Origin of the sequence: Bradyrhizobium sp. CCGUVB23, from assembly GCF_024199885.1 — a bacterium.
Classification (GTDB): domain Bacteria; phylum Pseudomonadota; class Alphaproteobacteria; order Rhizobiales; family Xanthobacteraceae; genus Bradyrhizobium.
The window spans coordinates 9,847,098-9,868,403 of sequence record NZ_JANADQ010000001.1; the positions used below are offsets into that span (position 1 = coordinate 9,847,098).

At 62.6% G+C, this 21,306-nt stretch carries 23 protein-coding genes and 1 pseudogene; 11 read left to right on the top strand and 13 right to left on the bottom strand.

Translation table 11 applies throughout. The features are described 5' to 3' along the window. Positions 1 to 17: 17 nt before the first annotated feature. Both NLN62_RS46380 and NLN62_RS46385 read right to left on the bottom strand, forming a co-directional pair. The gene (locus NLN62_RS46380) at positions 18 to 1,250 is read right to left on the bottom strand and encodes an HlyD family secretion protein (protein ID WP_027521004.1); all 1,233 of its coding nucleotides are present in this window, start codon (positions 1,248 to 1,250) and stop codon (positions 18 to 20) included. Beyond that, a complete protein-coding gene (locus NLN62_RS46385; protein WP_035661167.1) occupies positions 1,243 to 1,680 on the bottom strand; it encodes a hypothetical protein in 438 nt (145 codons plus the stop codon). Before NLN62_RS46385 ends, NLN62_RS46380 begins: the two co-directional genes overlap by 8 nt. Before the next feature lie 180 nt (positions 1,681 to 1,860). On the opposite strand from NLN62_RS46385, the gene NLN62_RS46390 reads away from it, so the two are divergent. Together NLN62_RS46390 and ppk2 are read left to right on the top strand one after the other, a co-directional pair. Then, complete coding sequence (locus NLN62_RS46390; protein ID WP_027521006.1) at positions 1,861 to 2,316, top strand: hypothetical protein; 456 nt, start codon at positions 1,861 to 1,863, stop codon at positions 2,314 to 2,316. A 42-nt stretch (positions 2,317 to 2,358) separates the two neighbouring features. Beyond that, positions 2,359 to 3,162, top strand: a complete 804-nt coding sequence (gene ppk2 / locus NLN62_RS46395; RefSeq protein ID WP_027521007.1) for a polyphosphate kinase 2 — start codon at positions 2,359 to 2,361, stop codon at positions 3,160 to 3,162. 42 nt (positions 3,163 to 3,204) lie between these two features. On the opposite strand, the gene NLN62_RS46400 is transcribed toward ppk2, so the two are convergent. The 5 genes and pseudogenes from NLN62_RS46400 to NLN62_RS46420 all read right to left on the bottom strand — a co-directional run. Continuing rightward, positions 3,205 to 3,699 carry a hypothetical protein gene (locus tag NLN62_RS46400; RefSeq protein WP_254113140.1) on the bottom strand — a complete coding sequence of 165 codons (495 nt, stop codon included), beginning with the start codon at positions 3,697 to 3,699 and terminating at the stop codon, positions 3,205 to 3,207. 174 nt (positions 3,700 to 3,873) lie between these two features. Beyond that, the gene (locus NLN62_RS46405) at positions 3,874 to 4,308 is read right to left on the bottom strand and encodes a hypothetical protein (RefSeq protein WP_254113141.1); all 435 of its coding nucleotides are present in this window, start codon (positions 4,306 to 4,308) and stop codon (positions 3,874 to 3,876) included. A gap of 109 nt (positions 4,309 to 4,417) precedes the next feature. Next, positions 4,418 to 7,171, bottom strand: coding sequence for a decarboxylase (locus tag NLN62_RS46410; RefSeq protein ID WP_254113142.1), 2,754 nt, complete (start codon positions 7,169 to 7,171; stop codon positions 4,418 to 4,420). Positions 7,172 to 7,345: 174 nt separating this feature from the next. Continuing rightward, a complete protein-coding gene (locus NLN62_RS46415; RefSeq protein WP_254113143.1) occupies positions 7,346 to 9,055 on the bottom strand; it encodes a SulP family inorganic anion transporter in 1,710 nt (569 codons plus the stop codon). Positions 9,056 to 9,147: 92 nt separating this feature from the next. Next, positions 9,148 to 9,258: pseudogene (locus NLN62_RS46420) on the bottom strand (DUF1275 domain-containing protein); the annotation flags it as partial. Positions 9,259 to 9,396: 138 nt separating this feature from the next. Here NLN62_RS46420 and NLN62_RS46425 point away from each other — a divergent pair. From NLN62_RS46425 to NLN62_RS46435, 3 genes are read left to right on the top strand one after another with little or no spacing between them, the layout of a single operon-like run. Further along, positions 9,397 to 9,732: a hypothetical protein gene (locus NLN62_RS46425; protein ID WP_254113144.1), complete on the top strand. Its 336-nt coding sequence runs from the start codon at positions 9,397 to 9,399 to the stop codon at positions 9,730 to 9,732. 19 nt (positions 9,733 to 9,751) lie between these two features. Then, positions 9,752 to 10,639 (top strand): S9 family peptidase, encoded by an 888-nt coding sequence (locus NLN62_RS46430; protein WP_027521014.1) that lies wholly within the window; start codon positions 9,752 to 9,754, stop codon positions 10,637 to 10,639. Between the two features lie 29 nt (positions 10,640 to 10,668). Continuing rightward, positions 10,669 to 11,253, top strand: a complete 585-nt coding sequence (locus NLN62_RS46435; protein WP_027521015.1) for an invasion associated locus B family protein — start codon at positions 10,669 to 10,671, stop codon at positions 11,251 to 11,253. 18 nt (positions 11,254 to 11,271) lie between these two features. On the opposite strand, the gene NLN62_RS46440 is transcribed toward NLN62_RS46435, so the two are convergent. Together NLN62_RS46440 and NLN62_RS46445 are read right to left on the bottom strand one after the other, a co-directional pair. Continuing rightward, the gene (locus NLN62_RS46440; protein WP_027521016.1) at positions 11,272 to 11,646 is read right to left on the bottom strand and encodes a response regulator transcription factor; all 375 of its coding nucleotides are present in this window, start codon (positions 11,644 to 11,646) and stop codon (positions 11,272 to 11,274) included. Between the two features lie 139 nt (positions 11,647 to 11,785). Beyond that, a complete protein-coding gene (locus NLN62_RS46445) occupies positions 11,786 to 12,418 on the bottom strand; it encodes a response regulator transcription factor (protein ID WP_035661060.1) in 633 nt (210 codons plus the stop codon). Positions 12,419 to 12,746: 328 nt separating this feature from the next. Between NLN62_RS46445 and NLN62_RS46450 the strand changes: the two genes are divergently transcribed. Continuing rightward, positions 12,747 to 13,430, top strand: a complete 684-nt coding sequence (locus NLN62_RS46450) for a helix-turn-helix domain-containing protein (RefSeq protein ID WP_027521019.1) — start codon at positions 12,747 to 12,749, stop codon at positions 13,428 to 13,430. Here the strand turns inward: NLN62_RS46450 and NLN62_RS46455 are convergent. The 4 genes from NLN62_RS46455 to NLN62_RS46470 are packed head-to-tail and all read right to left on the bottom strand — an operon-like array spanning position 13,408 to position 17,652. Then, on the bottom strand, positions 13,408 to 13,866 hold the full coding sequence (locus NLN62_RS46455; RefSeq protein ID WP_254113145.1) for a potassium channel family protein: 459 nt from the start codon (positions 13,864 to 13,866) through the stop codon (positions 13,408 to 13,410). The two genes, NLN62_RS46450 and NLN62_RS46455, sit on opposite strands and share 23 nt — an antisense overlap. A 40-nt stretch (positions 13,867 to 13,906) precedes the next feature. After that, complete coding sequence (locus NLN62_RS46460) at positions 13,907 to 14,254, bottom strand: phasin (protein WP_027521020.1); 348 nt, start codon at positions 14,252 to 14,254, stop codon at positions 13,907 to 13,909. A gap of 18 nt (positions 14,255 to 14,272) precedes the next feature. Further along, a complete protein-coding gene (locus NLN62_RS46465) occupies positions 14,273 to 15,136 on the bottom strand; it encodes an alpha/beta fold hydrolase (protein ID WP_027521021.1) in 864 nt (287 codons plus the stop codon). Between the two features lie 8 nt (positions 15,137 to 15,144). Then, positions 15,145 to 17,652 (bottom strand): alpha/beta hydrolase, encoded by a 2,508-nt coding sequence (locus NLN62_RS46470; protein ID WP_027521022.1) that lies wholly within the window; start codon positions 17,650 to 17,652, stop codon positions 15,145 to 15,147. Positions 17,653 to 17,784: 132 nt separating this feature from the next. On the opposite strand from NLN62_RS46470, the gene NLN62_RS46475 reads away from it, so the two are divergent. The 5 genes from NLN62_RS46475 to NLN62_RS46495 all read left to right on the top strand — a co-directional run bounded on the left by NLN62_RS46475 (position 17,785) and on the right by NLN62_RS46495 (position 21,173). Then, entirely contained in the window at positions 17,785 to 18,711 is a 927-nt protein-coding gene (locus NLN62_RS46475) for an alpha/beta fold hydrolase (RefSeq protein ID WP_254113146.1), read from the top strand. Further along, complete coding sequence (locus NLN62_RS46480) at positions 18,708 to 19,322, top strand: hypothetical protein (protein WP_027521024.1); 615 nt, start codon at positions 18,708 to 18,710, stop codon at positions 19,320 to 19,322. The genes NLN62_RS46475 and NLN62_RS46480 overlap by 4 nt, the downstream gene beginning before the upstream one ends. 77 nt (positions 19,323 to 19,399) lie before the next feature. Beyond that, on the top strand, positions 19,400 to 20,047 hold the full coding sequence (locus NLN62_RS46485; RefSeq protein ID WP_027521025.1) for a CoA transferase subunit A: 648 nt from the start codon (positions 19,400 to 19,402) through the stop codon (positions 20,045 to 20,047). A gap of 4 nt (positions 20,048 to 20,051) precedes the next feature. After that, positions 20,052 to 20,702: a 3-oxoacid CoA-transferase subunit B gene (locus tag NLN62_RS46490; RefSeq protein ID WP_254113147.1), complete on the top strand. Its 651-nt coding sequence runs from the start codon at positions 20,052 to 20,054 to the stop codon at positions 20,700 to 20,702. A 12-nt stretch (positions 20,703 to 20,714) separates the two neighbouring features. Further along, a complete protein-coding gene (locus NLN62_RS46495; RefSeq protein WP_027521027.1) occupies positions 20,715 to 21,173 on the top strand; it encodes a MaoC family dehydratase in 459 nt (152 codons plus the stop codon). The last annotated feature ends 133 nt before the right edge of the window (positions 21,174 to 21,306 follow it).

The window sequence follows — 21,306 nt, forward strand, 5'->3', positions numbered from 1 at the left end:
CCGAGCCCTCCTCGGTGTCAGTGGCCGCTCAGCACGAGCGTCTTGATCGGCAGCAGCAGCGCCTGGATCCGCAGCAGCAGCGCGTGCACGAGGCCGACGCCGTCGACGACGTGCAGCGCGATGGCCCGGCCGGTGCTGGTGTCCTTTGCGGAAATCTCCTCGTGATTGCTGGTATAGGCGTTAACGAGGCAGCTACTCCCCGGTGTCACGCCTTCGAGGCCCCCTTTGTAGAGCGGCTCCAGGAACACGAGGATCGTGCCGGGCTTCACGGCGTTTTGCGCTTCGAGCAGCTGCTCCCCGGCGCGGAACTGTCCGGCTGCGATGTAGTCCTGCACCGTCGTGACCACCATCGGAATGATGACCCATGGCCTGGATATGCAGGTCGCTTCCGCCACCATGCCTTCCTTCATGACGCCCGCCTCGATCTGACCGAAGCCGGCCTGAAGCACCTTTCTGCCGGCGCCTTCCGGAATCAGCACACCCGCCGGCCGCATCAACTGATTGACGACATCACCAACGCGAAGCAGGAATTGCTCGACCCGGCCATCGACCCCGGCGCGGACGATCGTCTTGTCGAGATCGACCTGGGCCTGCTCGAGAACGGCTTGAGCGCTCGCTTTCTGGGCCGGCAGGAGTGTCGACACCTGCAAGGCGGCCGACTCCTTCACGGCGGTCGCCGCATCGATGCCGGCCTGCCGTTGATCGACCAGCACCTGGAGCTTTTCGATGTCCCGTTGCGGCACGATGCCGGGGTTGCGGCGCTGCAATTCGGATTTGGTGTCGAGCTCGTCCTTGGCTTGCTGATAGTTGGCCTTGGCTTCCTGGATCTGGGCTTCGGCCTTGATGACATCGGACTGCGCCGTCGTCATTGCGGCATCGACCTCCGCGACCTTCCGCCGGGCGGTCTCGTAGGCGGCCTGTTGCTTGGAGCTGTCCAGCGTGAACAGCACGTCACCCTTCTTCACGTCCTGGCTGAAGCCGACCTTGACCTCCGCAACCCGCCCCGATCCTTCGGGCAGGATGGGCACGGTGCGGAAATAAAGCGTCGCCGAGTCGGTCGCCGGGTGGAAATAGAAGATCATGGTGATCAGCGACACCGTGAGCATCAGGCAACCCGTGATGCCCCATCGCAACTCGTACCAGACCGAGAAGAACGTGATCTCCTTGCCGAAGCGCTTGCCCTGGACATAGCGGCGGTAGAGATAGTCCGGCACGATGGTGAGGAGCGAGCAGAACATGAGCTCAAACATGGCTGTGCTCCCTCTCCTTCGCGACGCTGGACTTGTCTGCCGGCGGCGGGCTGACCGCCGCATCGCCGGTTTGTGAGGTCGATGTGGTCTCGCCGGCCTCTCCCGGCGTCGCATCGGCGATCTTTTCGACGGAGTCGGCGATGCTGCGCAGCGGCGTGCCGAAATCGGGGATGTCGATCAGCGCAAGCAACAGGCCCGCCACCCAGAAGATATGCATATGCGTGAACAGCGAGATCAGGCCGAGCACCGCGACGAATTCGAATTGCAGCTTCTGCGATTTGTGCGCCATCCGCTCGGGCATGCTATGCAGCTTCCAATACAGCGTGCCGACCCAGAGCACGGTGCCAATCAGGAATATCCCCATCACCACCATCAGCGGGTCGACCCCGCTTCCAGGCGCGAGAAAGAACGGCAGATGGTGCGGAGCCATCGGATGAAGCTGGTCGTTCAATGGTCTCTCCCAATCTGGAGCGGAGTTGCGCATCGCGTTGCGGCCACTCTGACTACCCCAGTGTGGATTTTGCTTGATTTGAATCAAGGGAAGGCTTGCCGCCGCGCCTAGCTTTCCGCGAACGCCGAACTGCCAACACCCAATCAGGAGCCGTCAGCCATGCCCGGCCTCGATGATCTCATTCCCAGTGCCACGCAGATCCGCAAAGAAGCAGCCCTCAAGGAGGCCCAGAAGGCCGAGGAATATGCCCGCCTCGCCGCGGCCGCCGAGGCCGAAAAGCACGCCCTGATCGAGCGGCTGACCAAGCCGTCCGGCAAGACCGAGGAGGAGAAGGTCAAGCTCGCCTCGACCATCATCCAGCGTGCAGTGCGAAACGGCCTGACCGAGGTCCAGGTCTATCGCTTCCCCAACACGCTGTGCACCGACAAGGGCCGCGCCATCAACCAACGGGAAAAGGGTTGGGAGAACACGCTGACCGGCATCCCCAAGGAAATCTTCCAGCTCTGGACCGACCACCTGAAGCCGCGCGGCTATCGCATCGCCTACCAGATCATCGATTTTCCCGGCGGCGTCCCCGGCGATATCGGTGTCACCATCTCCTGGGGAGACGATTGACGGCCCCAGCCGCATTCCAGCTGAAGCAGCGAAAGGACAGGCATGGCCAAGGATGATGAGTCCGACAAACGAATGAAGCGCAAGGAATACGAGAAGGAGCTCGAAAAGCTCCAGGTCGATCTTTGCCATCTCCAGGACTATGTGAGGGAGAAGAAGCTCCGGGTGATCGTCCTGTTCGAGGGCCGGGATGCCGCCGGGAAAGGCGGCACCATCAAGGCGATCACCGAGAAGGTCAGTCCGCGCGTGTTTCGCGTCGTTGCCCTTCCGGCGCCGTCGGATCGCGAAAAGACCCAGATGTTCTTCCAGCGCTACATGGAGCAGTTTCCCGCCGGCGGCGAGATCGTGATCTTCGACCGCAGCTGGTACAACCGCGCCGGCGTCGAATATGTGATGGGCTTCTGTTCGCCCGCCGAGCACGATCGCTTTCTCGCCCTCTGCCCCCAAATGGAAAAATACGTCATCGAAGGCGGCATCATCCTCGTCAAGATCTGGCTCGAGGTCGGGATGGACGAGCAGGAGCGCCGATTCAGGGCCCGCATCGAGGATCCGGTGCGGCAGTGGAAACTGAGCCCGATGGATCTGGAATCCTACCGGCGCTGGTACGACTACTCGCGGGCTCGCGACCTGATGCTCAGGAAGACCAGCACGAAGCACGCGCCCTGGCACATCATCCGCTCCGACGACAAGCGTCGGGCGCGGCTGAACTGCATCGCGCACCTGCTCAAGGCGATCCCCTACAAGCGCGTCAAGAAAGACAAGATCAGGCTGCCACCGCGCTCGGACAAGGGCCGTTACAACGATCAGGCCAGCCTGCGCGGGCTGAAATTCGTCCAGGAGCGCTATTGAGCGGACCAGGCCGCGCGGTGGCGGCCTGATCAGTCCTTTGTCTCAATAGTTATACGGATATTGCTGCGGGCAGACCCAACTGCCGTAGGAGTCTTGATAGCAGCCGTTGTTGTTGTAGTTGTTGTAATAGCCGTAGGCACCATACGCACCGGCCGCTGCGGCTCCGACAGCAGCGGCGCCATAAGCGGGTCCGCGCCAGCCATAGCCATAGCCCGGACGACCGGGATAGCCGGCGATCGGACGCCCCGGATAACCCGGCCGGCCTGCGATCGGACGACCGGCTATCGGATGGCTCGGACGCACGCCTCCGGCGACGCGATAGCCGCCACCGCTAATACGTCCGGCATGAACGGCGCCGCCCCGGTACCCACCAGCTGCGAAGCCGCCTGCGCGCATACCACCACCGTGGAAACCACCGCCGCCGCCGCCGCGGAAGCCGCCACCACCGCCGCCCCGGCGCGCGAAGGCATCGTCTGGAACGAGGCAGGTCGTGAGAAGAACGAGCGCCGCAATAGCAGCGAGAAGATAACGAAGCATGGCGTCTCCTCCATTGATTGGGGTGCCGTCGTTCGCTCTTCGATGATGCCGCGCGACGAGCGACCAGCACCCGACGCTACCGTCGAGTGCTGGTCGTGCTAGAACTTGACCTAGATCAACGGAACCGAAGCATTTGGACAAAACGCAGTGTTCCGTCAGGCTGCGATCGCCGAACTACTTCAGCCGGATGGTAACTCCACCGACCGCAGCCGACACTTCGGCACCGACCTTCGGCCCGGTGAGCTGCAGGATGACGCCGTTGGCGTTTTGCAGCTGAACGGCACCGGCGCCCGCGGCAACCGCGCCGCCCGCTCCACCCGCCGCATATGAGCCCTCGATGGACGCTGGCCCCTTGAGATTGAGTGCTCGTCCGACAAATTTTGTCGTCGAGGCGCCAATCGTGAAGCCTACGCTCATGCCCGATACCGTGAATGGATAACTCTTTCCGCGCAAGGTCAGCACACCCTCGCCACCGCCGACCCCGACGATCAGCCCGCCTTTGGTGAAGACGACTGCGACCTGGCCGGTCTCGGCCCGTGATGGCGTGCTGAAACCGGCAACGCCTGCGAGCAAGGCGACCAGGGCGGCGCGGATGGCAAGTTTTTTCATGACTTTGGTTTCCCCTTTGGTTTTGACGTCGGACTGTTAAGCCAGGATCATCGCGAAATAGCCGAACACGGTGAGCAAAATGCCCGAGACGGCACGTCCCCTGTTCATCTCAAGAGGCGGCCTTCAGCTTCGGCTGAGCGCCGGGCTTGGGCCGACCGATCTTCGCCAAGGCCTCGGTGCGCACGAGCTTGAGCCCTTCCTTCGCGTCGTAGCCGTGGATCTCCTTCACATCGAGCTTGCGCATGAAGTCGATGGTCTCCTGTGTGATGACCTGCCCCGGCACCATGATCGGGAAGCCCGGCGGATACGGGATCACGAAATTGGCCGAGACGAGCTCGGGCCCCGCCTTCAGTCGCCGGTCGATCTCTGGATCGTTGAGGCGAATGTGTTCACAACCCGCCGCGTCATAGGCCGAATAGAATCCACTGCGGATGTCGCCTTCGTTGGTCTTGCTACCGGCATCACCGCGGAACGCGGGATGGAAATGCGAGAAGTTCGGCAGGTCGGGCACATCCTTCATCAGGCTGTTGACCCGGGCCTCGAACGTCTTCCTCGCGTTAGCACCGCCCTGCGCCAGGCCGCGATCGACCTCGCCAGCGATCTCGGCGAGGACGCGGATGAGATGCGCGACGTCGCTGCGGGTGTTGTTGATGTTGGACTGGACAAGGACCGAGTTGCGCGAAGTCTTGTTGACCTGGATGTTGTACTCGTTGGCGAGGATGCCCTTGAACTGGGTGCCGTCGTAACCCGCCATGCCGCACACCAGCGTCATGCGGGTTGGATCGAGGCAGAACTCGTCCTCGTCGAGGCTCTTGAGCGTATTCACCCAGTTCACGCCGGCTGAAAGATAGTCGGTGAAGCCGCTCTGGCGGTATTGCGCCGGCACCATGACGTCAGCGCCGAGGATCCGGAAGTATTTTGAGATCAACGGATTGTTGTTGACGGCCTGGCGGATCGCGAATGCGATCTCCATCGCGTTGGCGACGAGACCATAGCCCTCCAGCTCCATCTGGCGCCGCGATATGTCGAGGCTGGCAATGAGCTGCTGGTTGGGGCTGGTCGACGCATGCGTGAACACGGCCTCCTTGAACTGCTGCTCGACCGTGTGGAATTCGACGTCCTTGACCGAGAGCATGGAGCCTTGACGGATCGCGGACATCGACTTGTGGGTCGAATTCGTCTGGTAGACGCGCAGTCGGATCTGGCGCGGATCGGGGATGAGCCGGGTCTTGAGCAGAACCTCGTCCGACGGGTTCTTGCCGAGCTCCGCCTGCTGCTTCTCATAGGCCGCGACCGACTTCGGGTCGTGCATCCACGCCTCGATCTCGTTGGCGGCGCCCATCGCGGTGCGCCGCCGCAGGAACGGCGAGAACCGCGCAAAACCGAACCAGGCTTCGTCCCACAGGAAGATCAGGTCCGGCTTGATGGCGAGGCATTCCTCCATCACGCGGCGGGTGTTGTAGATGTGGCCGTCGAAGGTGCAGTTGGTCAGATCAAGCATCTTGACGCGATCAAGCCGCCCGTCGGCCTTGGCGCCCAGTAGCGCTTGCTTGATCGTCTTCAGCGGCACCGCGCCATACATCGAATATTCCGTCATCGGGAAGGCTTCGACATAGAGCGGCTGGGCGCCGGCAAGCACCATTCCATAGTGGTGCGACTTGTGGCAGTTGCGGTCGACGATGGCGATATCGCCGGGCGCGAGCAGCGCCTGCACCGCCATCTTGTTGGAGGTCGAGGTGCCGTTGGTGACGAAGAAGACGCGGTCAGCTCCGAGCGCCCTCGCCGCCTTCTCCTGCGCCTTCTTGATGTTGCCCGTCGGCTCCAGCATGCTGTCCAGGCCGCCGGTGGTCGCGCTGCTCTCGGCCAGGAACAGGTTCGGGCCGTAGAACTCGCCCATGTCGCGGATCCAGTCGGACTTGAAGATGGACTTGCCGCGGGCGATCGGCAGCGCGTGGAACGTGCCGATCGGGCGCTGTGCGTATTTCTTGAGATTGTCGAAGAACGGCGTGTCGTAGCGATCCTGGATGCCTTCGAGGATCGACAGATGCAGCTCGAGGAGCTCCTCGATGGAGTAGAAGATCCGGCGGACCACGTTGGCTTCGGGGTTGCCGGCCATTTCCTCAACATCGCGGTTGGACATCAGATAGATGTCGAGCTCGGGCCGCACCCGCTTGATGATATGGGCGAGCCGCAGTGCATCCGCGTCGGATTCATCGTTGAGACCGGCCGCGGCCGTGATGGAGCGGAGGATCGGCGCATTGTGGCGCGAGCGCAGGCCGAAGCCCTCGTTGATGACGACGGCCGCGATGTTGGGATTGAGCATGCTAGCGCAGAACGCGTCTTCGAGACTGCCGACGATGACCGGCTCATAGACGAACGAATCGACCGGGCGACGCAGCTTGCGCCATTCGGCGGCGAGCGCCGGCCATTGGCTGGACGAGAGGCCCGTGACGATCAAAGTCTCGAAATACGGCCGCCGCGCCGCGTGCGATCCGAAGGTGGGCGGCACCAGATCCGGCGCATCCCCGTTGCCCTCGTCCTTGAGATTCCAGTCGCCGGCGTGCTGACGGAACGACCTTGTCGTCAGCGCCTGTGTGATCCGTGTTGCATGGGCCAGTGACGTTGCCGCATCGCCCGCTGAAGCGGCCTCCCGCAATGCTGCCATCAGCTGAAGGCCGGGGTAGCCGTGAAACTCCTCAGTCACCGACAGATCGGCGAGCGCTGCATCATATTTCGCGCGATCGCCGCCACGGGTCCATGCCTTCGCAGCCTCCACCAGATCGCGCCAGTCGTCCGCCCGCGCTCCGGGTCCGGAAAAGAACTGATCAATGCGCTTTTGCGCAAGCTTCGTGTCCTTGGACATGTGTCTCTCCCGATCCCAGCGGCAAAGGTGACGCGGGATCGTGGGTGCCGCGCGGAGTGCTCCATTGATCCAAGTCAACGGTCATCTGCGATGTAATGAAGCCGTTGACTGCGCAGGGTCGTCCCTTCGCAATGCAACACAGTTTCGGCGAACGATAAGGAAGCAGTCGGGAGATCAGAGCGCTCTTTGGGCAACATCGGGCTGCCCCTCGCCGAGAACGCTGTCGAGCGAGCGCAGCCACTGGCCGCTGTCGGTCTTCTCCGCCAGCCCTTCGGCCCGCAACAGGTCGCGCAACTGCGCATGTGCCCCGACGATGCAGAAAGCGACCCGCCGTGTCGCGAGCTCGTCATAGAGATCGCGCAACATGCGCGCGCCGGCGAGGTCAATATAGGGGGATGCCGAGAGATCGCATGCGACCAGCCGGATGTCAGGCGACCTCTTGAGCGCGATCAGGACCGTATCGAGGATCGTCTCGGCATTGATGTAGAGCAGCGAAGCTTCGGGCCGGAACGCGATGACACCGACGAGGGGCTCGACACCTTGATGCCTCGCACTGTCGGAGTAACGGCCGCTGCCGGGCAGCCGGCCGAGGAACGCCACGTTCGGCTGCGAGGCACGCGCCAGCAGCAGGAAGATCGAGGCAATCGATGCCAGCAGGACGCCTTGCAGGATGCCGAGCAGCAGCACTGATACAAGGGCAATCGCCGCAGCGTAGAAGTCGATCCGGCTGACCTGCCACATCCGCAGCAGCGCGCGGACGTCCACCAGCTTGTAGACGGCGGCAAAGACGATGGCCGCGAGCACGGCCTTGGGTAGATTGGTCAACAGCCCCGTGAAGAACAGGAGACACAGGCCAAGCGTCACCGAGCAGATGATCAACGCCAGCGGCGTCCGCGCGCCCGCGTTGTCATTGACGGCGGATTGCGACAGGCCGCCGGCGACGGGATAACCGTGACCGAAAGCTGCGGCGAGGTTTGCGGCACCCAGCCCCAAGAACTCCTGCCGCACGTCGAGGGGATAACCGTGCTTGGCAGCAAAGCTGCGCGCCGCTGAAACGCCTTCGATGTAGGCCAGCAACACGCATCCTGCCGCGAGCGGAAAGAGGTCGTCGAATTCCAGAAGACCAAATGTCGGCACCCCAATTGCAGGTAGCCCCTCGGGAATCTTGCCGGTCACGGGGACGCCATGGGACGCAAAGCCGAGGAGTGTCGCAACCGCGATCGACAGCGCCACGATGGTGATACCGACCGGCCGTCCCGGCAGAAAGCGCTCGCCAAGCAGGAGGAGCAAAAGCGCAACCGCGCCGATCGCCAGAATGAGCAGATTGATCTCGCCAAGCTGGCCGGCAAGCTTGATGACGCGGTCGAAAAAGTTGTGGCCGCCGCCGGGAACGCCGAGCAGGCTCGGCAACTGGCTCATGATGATGGTGAGCCCGGCTCCGGCCTTGAAGCCGACGAGGATGCTGTCGCTGACCAGGCGGACGAGAACGCTGAGCTTGAACAGCCACGCGATGAAGCACAAGACCGCCACCGCGAACGCCGACAGACTCGCGATCTGCGCATATCGCACCGCGTCCCCACCGGCGAGCACACCGACGGTGCCGGCAATCATCAGCGAGATCGCCGAAGTCGGGCCGACCGCGAGCTGCCGCGACGAGCCGAGCAGCGCATAGCCAAGGCCGCCGAGCAGATAGCCGTAGACGCCAACCTGCGGCGGCAGACCGGCCAACGCGGCATAGGCGAGCGAGACCGGAATGGCGTAAGCGGCGAGCGTGACGCCGGCGATTGCGTCCGAGGCCAGCCACTCGCCGCGATAGGCGGCAAGCCAGCCGGACGGCGGAAAGAACCGTATCCAGCCCGAGCGCGGCTCGGATGGTCCATTCATACGCGCATCTCCGATTGTCCGGCTTCGCAGCACAGCAGTACGACCAAAAGCGCGATCACGGGAATGCCGAGCGCGAGATTGGGAATTGTCTTGATCCAGGTATAGGCATCAATGTAGCCGCCCGCGAACGCGAGCAGCGGCACGATCTCGACGGTTTCATCGCGGCGTATCGACGAACCGGCGGCGATATTCAGAGCGCCCATGTCCGGGATATCGGCTGTCGCAAGTCGCACATGATGTCATAGGCAACGCCTTACCCTCAGCGAGGCTTGATCTGGATCAAGCATTCAGCCGCTTTTCGGGACTGACTTTCCGCAAACGCACCCGGGGGAAATGCGATCATGGAGACCATCAGGTGGATCATCTCCACCGCTCCGGAAATCTTTCTGCTGTCGGCGGTCGCGCTCGTGACGATTCTCGGCCGCATCAAGATCCGCGAATTTGCGATCGGCACCACGGCCTACCGCGTCACGATCGCCGCAGGTCTGACCGTCGGGTCGATCGAAGAGAAGATCGGAAGCCGAACCGTCCTCGAACGGATCGTCCGCAAGGGAAGCGACGTCAAACCGCAGCTCCAGACCGTGCTTGAGGCCGGCGACGATATCGTCCTCGCAGGCCGGTCCGCCACCATACTCGCCGCGGATCCGATCATCGTCGCCTCCACTTTCGCGGGCTGAAGGAATGGAGAGCTGAGCCATGCGTCAGCAAACCCTACGAAGCCTGACAGCCCTGCTGCTGTTTGTGTGTGTCGGCCTGATTGCGCCGTCGCACGTCGTTGCGGCCGACGATCGTCCCATTCAGGAGGAGGTCTGGGCACTACCTCTGCAGCTTCCGATGTTCGCCTATGTCGTGCGTCCGGTAGGAGACGGCCCCTTCCCGCTCGTGATCATGAACCACGGCGTCTCACTCAACCCGACCGACCGCAGCTTCTTCCCGCTGGTGGAATTCCGCGATGCCGCCAAATGGTTTGCCAGGCGCGGCAACTTCGTGGTGGCCCCTGTCGGCACGGGATATGGCGCCTCCGCCATCGATATCCCTGAACGCGGGATCTACGGTCCGTTCTTCTCCAAGGTCGGCAAATGCACCCACCCGAACTTCCGTGATCCCGGGCTCGCGGTGGCGCAAGTCGACCTCTGGATCATCGACTATCTGGCCGCCGAAAAGCGCATCGTGCCGAAGGACGTCGTCGTCGTTGGGCAATCGGCCGGCGGTTGGGCATCGATCGCGCTCTCAAGCTTCAATCCCCCGCAGGTGAAAGCCAGTATCGTCTTTGCGGGTGGCCGCGGCGGCCGTGTTGGCGGCTTGCCGAATCACAATTGTGCGCCGGACAAGCTCGTCGCACAGACCGGCGAGTTTGGCCGCACCTCGCGCGTGCCGATGCTGTGGATCTATATCCAGAACGACACTTATTTCGGGCCGGTTCTGACGAAACGCATGCACGAAGCCTTCGTCGCTGCCGGAGGCAACGCCGAATACCACTTGATGCCGCTGTTCGGAAACGAAGGACACTTCTTCATCGGCTCGCCCGATGCGGTGCCGATCTGGTCTCCGCTGGTGACGAAGTTTCTCGACGCGCAGAAATAAACCGGACGCCCGAGGCTTGGAGGCGAACCATGTTCAACGCTCGTTATCGTGTCGCGGGGCTTTTGCTCGTCACCATGGCTGTCGCCACCACGACACTCGACACCGCGGCACCAAAGAGCGCACCAGCCAAAAAAACACCCGAAGCGGCAGCGCGCGGCCAGCGCGAGGCCAAGGACATCACCTACGGCGATTGGCAAAAACTCTGCTTCAAGGCAGGCGGCGCGCCGACGCTGTGCCGGACATCGATCACCGGAAAGTTTCCGACCGGGCAAATGGCGGTGCGGGTGGACCTGATCGAGCGCGACGGCGACCGCACGGCACGGCTGCAATTGTTCGTGCCGGTCGGCATGTACCTGCAACATCCGGCCAAGCTGACCGTCGACCAGGGCAGCCCTTATCAGGTGCCCTATAGCTGGTGCCTGACCAATGCCTGCATCGCCGCGGATGTCGCTGATCCCAAGATCATCAAGGAGATGGAAGGGGGAAAGACGCTAGTCCTCGAGATCGTCGATTCCAATCTTCTGGCGCTCACGACCTCGATGCCGCTGGCCCAATTCGCTTCGGTTCACAAGGGCGCACCGGCGAAGACGCTGGAGCAAGACATCGAGGAATGAACAGGCGCGAAAGCGACTTTAGATCCTGCTTTCGCCGGCGCGTTCGATCAGATCGACGAGTGATTGCGCCGCAAAGGGCTTGCTCAGGTAAGCCACGCATCCCGATGCGACCGCGGCCGAGCGCTTCCTCTCGCAGTCGTTTCCGGTGATATAGATCACGGGCGCCGAGACGCCCTTGTCTGCGATCCGCCGACGCAGGTCGATGCCGGATTGATCGGACAGATCAATGTCGATGATGATGCACATGGCGCTCTCGAACTCGGCATGATCGAGCAGCGCGGCCGCGGAGTCGAACAACAGCGTCGTAAACCCGTGCTCGCGCAGAAGCCGTTTGATGCTGATGCGCACTGACGCATCGTCGTCGACAATGAACACGGATCTGCGGGTCGGCACGAGCGTCGGGCCTTCTGGTGAATGAGGAGCCAACAAGCCAGGCAGAGCTTGTACGCTCCCATAGAGCACGTCGTCGTTCACATTTCATATTGTCCCTGGGTATAGGGTATCCGGCACAGCCTCGACGAACGGACCCCGACTAGTCGCTCCGATCGCCCTTGGGATCAAGCATCCCTAGGCGCTCCGCAATCGACACCAGTTCCGCAAGTGAATGGACCTGCATCTTTTCCATCACCTGATGCCGATGCGCCTTCACGGTGCGCTCGGTGGTTCCGAGCTCGTGAGCAACCTGTTTGTTGATCTTGCCGCGCACGATCAGATCGAACACCTGCCGCTCGCGGGGGGTCAGCGCGGCCACCAGCGCCTTGAGCGAGTCGAGCCTGCTACGCTGGTTACGTGCGGCTTCATGCCGGGCCATGGCGCGCTCGATGGCGTCGATCAACTGCTCGGACGAGACGGGCTTGGTCAGAAAATCTTCGGCGCCAGCCTTGATGGCCCGCACGGTCGTTGCCGTGTCGGCGTGGCCGGTGAGGAAGACGATCGGCAGCACCGAGCCAAGCTCGATCAGGCGGCGTTGCAGCTCCGGACCGCTCAGCCCTGGTATCTGCACGTCGAGCAGGACGCATCCCAGCCTGTCAGGGTCAGGTAATCGATCGAGCAGCTCCTGCGCCGATGCGTATGTTGCGACATCATAGCCGGCAAGCTTCAGCCGGCGTTCGATCGCCGTCCGAAACGGAGCGTCGTCGTCGACCACGTGCACCAGCCCTGGCAAGTTAACCTCTTGACGCAGCGAGCGACATTCTCCGCCGCACTGAGACGCAAAGTCAGTCGGCGATCAAGTAACCCATATGGATGATACCGGGCACAGTGGACAATCCCTCGATAGAACCGAGAGTATCAAAATGCACTCCCGCATCGCGCATATTCTCAATCCGTGCAAGATATTGCAGCGCCTGTCCTTTGGTACAATGGCCCTTGAGACAATGGCTGGAAATGTCGCCTTCGTCGTAAGTCAACCCAAGCGGGAGTGGGATAGCGCGGCACATTCCTCGCCATGAATCGCACGAGACCAATTCAGCAATGGATTGAGGAGTTGGCCCATGTTCGTACGCATCACGACCGATCCGCTGCCTCGCCCCAATTCGCTGCACGATCTCGGAATGAGCAGTGATTCGAATCCGATCGTCAGTCTAAGCGAGTTTACCTACAAGAAGGGCAATGAGATCTACGGCGAGAAGGAGCCCGCCGAGTACATCTACCAGGTCAAGACGGGCGCGGTACGAAGCTACAAGCTGCTGTCTGACGGGCGCCGCCAAATCGGCGCGTTTCACCTCGCCGGCGATATCTTCGGGCTCGAGAACGGCCACACGCATCGCTTCACCGCAGAAGCCGTCGTCGATACCACCGTGCGCCTGATCAAACGGCAGAGCCTGGAGACCGTGGCCGAGATTGACGCCGTGGTGGCCAAGAACCTGCTCCGCATGACCACGACCAATTTACAGCACGCGGAAGATCACATGCTGCTGCTCGGCCGCAAGACGTCGCTGGAGCGGGTCGCCGCGTTCCTGATCGAGATGGATACGCGGCTAACCGCCGCAGGGGTCCTGGCGCTGCCGATGTCGCGGCGCGACATCGCCGACTATCTCGGCCTCACCCTTGAGACGGTCTCGCGGGCGATATCGCACCTGCACGGGCTCGGCATCCTCGGCTTCGTCGGCAACACCCAGCGCCAGATCGTGCTGCTGGACCGCCGGCAGCTTGCTAACCTCGATCTCCAGAACTGAAATCTTTGGCATTGATCGCCCCGAGGTGCTCCAGCGTCCTGCGCAGCACCTCGAACAGCACGGCGGTCGACCAGCCGAACAGCAGGATGCCGTTCATCGCGGTCGTCGGGCCGACCAGGCGCCAGTCCGGGACCGGCGTGATATCGCCGTACCCGAGCGTGGTGTAGTTGACGAAGGCGAAATAGAGCAGATCGCTTCCGACCGGCGCTGCACCGACCACCCGATATGCGAGCGCCCAGACGAGAATTTCGAGCGTGTGGGCTACCATCAGGGCAGCCGCCGTCGCGACCATCACGGCCATCAGGTGCGCTCGCGGCCAGATCGTACGGCGCAGGCCGGCCGAGCGCGCGATACCGATCGCGCCGACGGTCACCGATGCGTGGATCATGATATTGGCGAGGCTGACGATGGTGCCGACCAGGAATTGAAGCGCCATCGTCCTCTCTCGAATCGGGGATTGCGTCTCTATCGGTTGCCTAGCTCTTCGGCGTGAACATGCCGCTCGCCGCCTTCATCGCGGATTCACCCATGTTGCGCGCCTGGTCGGTCAGCGAGCGCATCTGGTCCTGGAAGAATTCGGACTGGATCTTGAGTGCTTCCTGCATGTCTTTGGCCTGGACGAGCTTGTCACCCAGATCGAAGGTCGCGGAGACGTTGCGCTGCATATGGCTGCAGAACTCCTTGGCTTGATTCGCGATCGGCAGCGGCGAGGAGCTCAGACCTCTTTCCAGCAAGTCAAAATACTCCGTATTGGCCTTGCGCAGACGGCCAAGCGCTTCGCTCATCATCGCACGCATGTTCTCGGTCGATGGGATGTCCGCCATGATGTTGCTCCTTAGGGGTTACGCTGCAAGCCCGCCGAACCACGCCCCAAAATAGCCGGCGTACAAGGCCGGCAGTTCGAGATTCATTGAATGCCCGATGCGGGGCACGACGACAAGCCGGCAGTCCGGCATCGCCTCGGCCATCGCACGAAGATCGGCAGGCGGGATCCAGCCGTCCCACTCGCCCCACAGCACCAGATGCGGATGCCGGATCTCCGCCATGCGACGCTCCAGCTCCCGGCTCTCTTTTTCACGGGTGAGGTTGACGGGCGTCCCGATCCAGATGCCTTCAGAGACACTAAAGGTCTGCTCGATGATGCGGTCGAACAGCGCCGGGATATCTCCGAGCCCGTCACGGAATCGAGGAACCTCGCCTGGCGCCATGCTCTCCGGCACGAAGAGCGAGGAGGCCGCGGTCGCCATTACCGTCCGTGTCAGCTCCTTGCTCGCCATCATCGCACGGAAAAGCCCGATCTGATCGGCATTGAAGGCCATGCCGAGCGGCGTCACCGGATCGAGCGCGAACACGCGTCCGAATCGCTGCGGCTGCATCAGGAGCATCCGCGCGGCGATGATGCCGCCGGTCGAATGCGTGGCGAGATGGCAATAGCTCACGCCCAGCGCATCGAGCGCCGCCAGCATGTCCTGCGCGTGCTGCTGCATCGAGTAGTTCGAATAATCGGCCGCGGGCTTCGGCCGGTCGCTGTCACCACAGCCACGCCAGTCGATGCCGATCACGCGGAGGCCCGAGGGAAACATCGGCGCGGCGAGCTCGATCCAGTCCTTGCTGGCGAGATTGCCGTGGATGAAGACGACGGTGACGTCGCCCTCTCCCCATTCTCGCCAGCTCAACTGAACCTCGCCCGCCTGCACCCTTGGCATGAGCGGGCCTATTTGTTCAGGCCGGCCGTGGGCGCAGCACCTGCCGGCGTCGGCGCCACCGGCAAGGCCGATACCACGGCTCCCTTGATCATGCGGTCGATGCCCTGCGGCGACGAGGTGTCGACGCTGCCCTTGGTCACGAAGTCCACGACGTCCACCGAGAACTCGACCGGATTGTCCGTATGGATGAAATGCCCTGTTTCCGGATAGATCTTCAGGATCGGCCGGTTGCCAGCATTGGTCATGCGCGTCATGAACGGCGAGATGACGTCGCGCCCAAGATCGGTCAGCCCGTTGAACGCGGGCGTCGGGATGAAGGGCTCCTTGTCGCCGAACGCGAGGAAAATCGGCGCCTTGATCTGGGTGAGCCGCTCGTAGAGGTTCTTCGGGTCATCCTGCTGGAGCTCGGAGCCGATCGTGTAGATGTCATAGATGAAGACGTTGCACCATTGCTCGAGCTCCTTCGGATTGCCCTTGGTCAGCCCGACGCGCTGCTCGGTATGGAAGCGGGCATATTCGCTGTCGCTGAAGAAATAGCCGCTCTTGGCCGCAGACACCGCGCCAGTGTTCGGATCACGCTTCTTGAAGTAGAAGAAGTCGCGGATGCTCTGCTCATCGCGCGCCTTCTCCGCGGCCAGAATGCCGGTCTGGTCCCAGGTCGCCTTCCACTTGTCGAAGTCGTGATCGAAGGCTTCGTCGAACAGGCGAGCCTTCTTGTCCTTGGCGATGGTGATGTCGCGCGGATACTCCTCGAGGCCCGATGGCGCCTCCAGCGCAAGGCCCTGCACCGCATCCGGCCAGGTCAGGGCATAGCCCATCACGAACTGCCCGCCGAGCGAATGGCCGTGATAGTAGGCCTTCTTGACGCCGAGCTGGTTGACGACGAGGTCGTAGATCACCTCGCGCATGTCCTGCATGGTGCGTGCCGGGCTCTTGTCGAGATTGCCGGGCCCGGACATGCCGTAATGCGGCAGGTCGGGCACGATCACGCGCAGGCCGCTGCGCAAGGCATACTGCATGACGTTGCCGTAGTGCCCGCCGAACGCGCCCTTGCCATGGATGATGACGAGCACCTTCGGATCCTTGGCGGTGCCGGCATATTCATCCATGTAACCGATCTGCCAGGAGTTGCCGCTCTTGTCCTTGGCATTGGCGAATTTGACCGGATAGGGATAGGTCACGAAATCCTTCCAGAAGGATTTTTTGGGATCGATGTTCTCGGCGACGCCCGGCACGCTATAGTTCTTGTCGACGAACTGTTGCGCGCGGTCGAGGCTCGCGACGTCGTCCATGAAGGCGACGAACTTCGGATCGTTCTTGCGGTTGTTGATGAGCGGGAAGACGCCATAGTGGGCAACCGGGCTTTCCTCGGCGATGAGGTCTGCGCCTGGCACACGATCGACGGCCTGCTGGGCGAGCTTGAAGTTCAGCCAGAGGTCATTGGTGATGTGCATCACCAGCGTGCGGGCCTGGATGCGACCGAGATAGGCATTGATGTTGTGCGTTTCCCCGACCCGGTTGCGCCAGACCAGATCGACGGCGTCATAGAGTTTGGCACGGTTGGTGACGTTCAACCCCGCCTTCTCATTTGGCGGATCCCAATAAAAGATCTCGGGCTGGACAGCGGTGAAATTCTGGGTCGTGCGATAACCAAAGTCGTAGCCGGTCATTCCAAGGATGGACCAGCCGAACGCAACACCCGGCACGGGATGCTTTTCCTTGGGCAGCTTGTAGTAATCGCCGTTCGTGGCCTGCCACACGGGGTCGGACTCGATCGCGGCAGTCATCATCTGGAACGTCCAGTTGCCGACGGGATCGCCCGCGTCAGACTGCGTGGTGCCGCCGATCGGCATCAGCGCGTTGATGAACTCCGGATGCATCACGCCCCAGACATAGGTCTGCGTGCCGCCCATGGAGACGCCGGTCACCAGAGCCACGCGCGCGACCTTCAGATGATCGCGCAGCAGGCGGTAGTTCGCCTGCACCATGTCGAAGTAGCTGTATTGCGGAAACTTCACGCCCAACCCGTCGGACGGCTTGCTGTCGCCCCAGGTGCCGAGCGGATCGACCATGATGACGAAGTAGCGATCGGTATCGATCGGCCGGCCCGGCCCGATGATGGGCACGCCGCCTGACAAGGCAGCGCCCTTGACCCACTGCTCGAACATGTCGGTGGAGTCGCCGGAGTAGTAGGAGTTGATGACCACGGCGTTTGTGATCTCGTCATTGGCATTGCGCCGCGCCTTGCCGACAGCGATGTACGAGGCGCGCAGCTTGCCGGCGCCGAGCGATTCCAGCGTCACGCCGCCCTCGCCGCCATTCTCCCATTTCGACGGATCGGACAGATCGTACTTGCCGCCGAGGCGGAAGTTGGCGATCTCGTAGGTCTTCTTCAGCCCATCATGCTGCATCTGCGATGAGCGGCGGGTGAAGGGTTGCGCGACAGCGAGCGCCGTGCCGACCAGCAACACGATCAGGCTGACCAAGCAACGTTTGAGCATGTCTCTCCCGGTCATGGCGGATTCCTCCTGGCGGTGTTTTGCGAAAACGCTAGGGACGTCACCCGGGAGAGGTTTGATTTAGCTCAATGGAATTCCCGACCAGAGATTGAAGATCGCTGCGATCAGACACGGCAGCCGGTCGTCGCAATGCCCTTCCTCAATCACGGCTCATATCGGATACGCTATGAGCTCGAGGGGCCGCCGGATGCCCCGGCCTATGTTCTGGTTAACGGCCTCACGCAATATGCCGAGCTCTGGGCCGCCTATCGCGAAGCCCTGGTCGCCCAGGACTTCCGTGTGGCGACCTTCGATCTGCTTGGCCAGGGCGGCTCAGACAAGCCAGCCCTGTACATTAACCAGGACGACCAGGTTACCGCGCTTCATCGCCTGATCGGCGAGCTCGGCGATGGACCGATCTTCCTCACGGGCATCAGCTTCGGCGGTCTCATTGCACTCCGCTACGCGATCGAGCACGGCGAGCGGCTGTCCGGCCTTGTGCCGATGAGCTGCTTTGCGGAGCTCTCCCCGCAACTGCTCCTGATCGGCAACGCCTTGCGCACCGGCCTGATCCTGGGCGGCACCGGCTATCTCCAGGACCTGCTGCTGCCGATGAACCTGTCCGACCAATGGTTGAAGCCGCTCCTCGACAAGCTCGACAGCGTCAAGCGGCAGGGCTGGCTCGTCAACGACGTCTATGCGCTCCAGAACCTGATGGAGTCCTTTCTCGACTTTCAGCCGTTGACGCCGAAGCTCTCGTCGATCACGCTCCCGACCATGATCCTGAACGGCGAGTTCGACTTCCTGACGCCGCGTGCGCTGCACGAAACCCTGCGGGTCGAAATTCCCAACAGCTCGCTGGTGATCATCCCGAAGGCCTATCACGCCTTCACGCTCGAGAAGGGGGCGCTGACGGCCGACCTGCTCGCGCGCTTCGCCAAGGACGTACTCGCCGGACGCTGGCAAGGCAACAAGGCAGTCTGGGTCGCGCCGGAAGAGCCCGGCGACGAGCTCATGCCGTTCCCCGAGGGCTACGATCATCTGCGTGCGATCCCTGTACGGAGGGCGTCCACATGAGCGGATTTTTTGGACCGCTCGACACCGAGGGCCGCGTGCCGCCGCACCAGCAGACGCGTGTCGCCGCATTCCTCATCTCCGCCCACGGCGCGCTGGCGCGACAATCCGCATTCACCTTGCCCACAAAGCTCGAGTCCGCTTGGCAGACCGAGCTGAACACGCAGCTCTTCCGCGAGACCGAGATCGTCTCGCTTCTGATGCGCGCGACGAGTTGGGCACCTGACCCTGGCCTGGGCTATATGACCGTGGCATGGGAAAGCGCCTGGTTTCCGGCGCCGGTCTACGAGATTTCAGACTGGCCCCTGGCTGTGGCAGCCGGTCTTGCGACGCTCGCCCACGCCGTTCACGCGGCTATCCGGCCGGCAGCATTGTTGCCGGTCGAAGCAAATTCCGAGGATCCGTTCGCAATGGCGCTGCGCCGCATCGAGTTCGAAAGCGGCCGCCTGCTCCAGGCACAAATCCTGTCGCTGAAGGGTCCCGACCTCGTTCCATTTCGCGACGCCGTCAACTCCGCCCTTGAGCGGCGTCACACCGAGGTGCGCAAGCTGTGGCGCGAGATGCTGCAAAGCGTCGGCATCGCCGTCGGCAATTCAAATGATGGGGAGCATTGATGCAAATCAAAGGCTCGCAGTGACAGCCGGCAAACATCCGGTTGCTGCTGCCCTCACGTCGCATCGGAGTTACCGCCATGAAGGCCGTTTCCGTCGAAGAAGCTGTTGCGATGATCCCGGCAGGCGCGAGCGTCATGGTTGGCGGGTTCATGGCTGTCGGGACACCGGAGCGCCTGCTCGATGAAATCGTCCGGCAGCAGAAAAACGGCCTGACGCTGATCTCAAATGACGCAGCCACGCCCGGCAAGGGCGTCGGCAAGCTGTTCGATGCGGCGCTGGTCTCGCGGCTGATCGCGACCCATATCGGCCTCAATCCAAAGGCGCAGCAGCAGATGCTGGCGAATCAGATCGCCGTCGATCTCATTCCGCAAGGCACCTTCGTCGAACGCATTCGAGCGGGCGGATGTGGCCTCGGCGGCGTTCTGACCCCGACCGGCGTCGGCACACTGGTCGCCGAAGGCAAGCGACAGATCGAAGTCGACGGCAAGCCCTTCCTGCTCGAGACTGCGCTGCGGGCGCAGTTCGCGCTGGTGCATGCCTTTCTCGCCGACTATCTCGGCAACCTCGCCTACGCCCTGACGTCCCGCAACTTCAATCCCGTGATGGCGATGGCCGCCGACACCGTCATCGTCACGGCCGATAACATCGTGCCGGTCGGCGTCATCGCGCCGGATCACGTCGTGACGCCGGCGCCGCTCGTCGATTTCCTCATTACCAACGGGTGAGATCATGGATGCACAGACCATCATCGCCCGACGCGTCGCCAAGGAACTGAAGAGCGGCAACCTCGTCAATCTCGGCATCGGCATTCCGACGCTGGTCGCGAACTTCGTTCCGTCCGATCTGAAGGTGTTCTTTCAATCGGAGAACGGCCTCATCGGCACCGGCCCGATCCCGGAACAAGGCATGGCCCATCCGACACTGACGGATGCCGGCGGGCGCCCGATCAGCGCCCTGCCCGGCGCCAGCACCTTCGACAGCGCGATGTCGTTCGGGCTGATCCGCGGCGGCCATGTCGACGTCACCGTGCTCGGCGGCCTCCAGGTCGACGCACACGGCCACCTCGCCAACTGGATGATCCCCGGCAAGATGGTGCCGGGCATGGGCGGGGCGATGGATCTCGTCAGCGGCGCCAAGCGCGTCATCGTCGCCATGCAGCACGCGGCCAAGGGCAAGTCGAAGATCGTCGCAAAGTGCACACTGCCGCTGACGTCGGCGCGGCCGGTGAGCCTGGTGGTCACCGACATGGCCGTGATCGGCTTTCCCGACGGCAAAGCGACGCTCCTGGAAACCGCGCCGGGTGTCAGTGTCGGCGAAGTGATGGCCGTAACGGATGCCGACCTCGCCGTTCCCGACAGCGTGCCGGAAATGAAGATCTGACGGGGCCAGGCCATGCGGATATTCAGCGACTTCAAGGAGATCAAATCCGCTGTCGGCACCGAGATCGGCGCCAGCGACTGGATCGAGATCACCCAGCAGCGCATCAACCAGTTCGCCGAGGCGACCTGCGACGAACAGTGGATCCATGTCGACCAGGAGCGCGCGAGCAAGGAAATGCCAGGCGGCAAGACCATCGCGCACGGGCTGTTGTCGCTGGCGCTCGCCCCGCTCTTCATCCGCTCCGTGATTGGCCTGAAGGGCCTGCGCAACACCCTCAACTACGGCGCAGACCGGATACGCTACCTGGCTCCAGTCCCGGCCGGCTCAAAGCTGCGCGGCCGCGTCACGGTCGCCGAAGCCGAGGACGTGCCGCCGGATGGCCTGCGCGTGAACTATCATCTCGTGATCGAGATCGAAGGCGGCAAGAAGCCCGCCTGCGTCGCCGAGCTGATCGCCCTGCACTACCGCTGAAAACAAAAACTGAAAAACAACCCCATGCAAAGTAGCCCGGGGTCGGCACGACATCATGCGGAATATCCGAAGCGACTTGACACGTCGGGCAAATCACCGGCACGATGCCATGATCAGCCGCAACTGTCCTGAC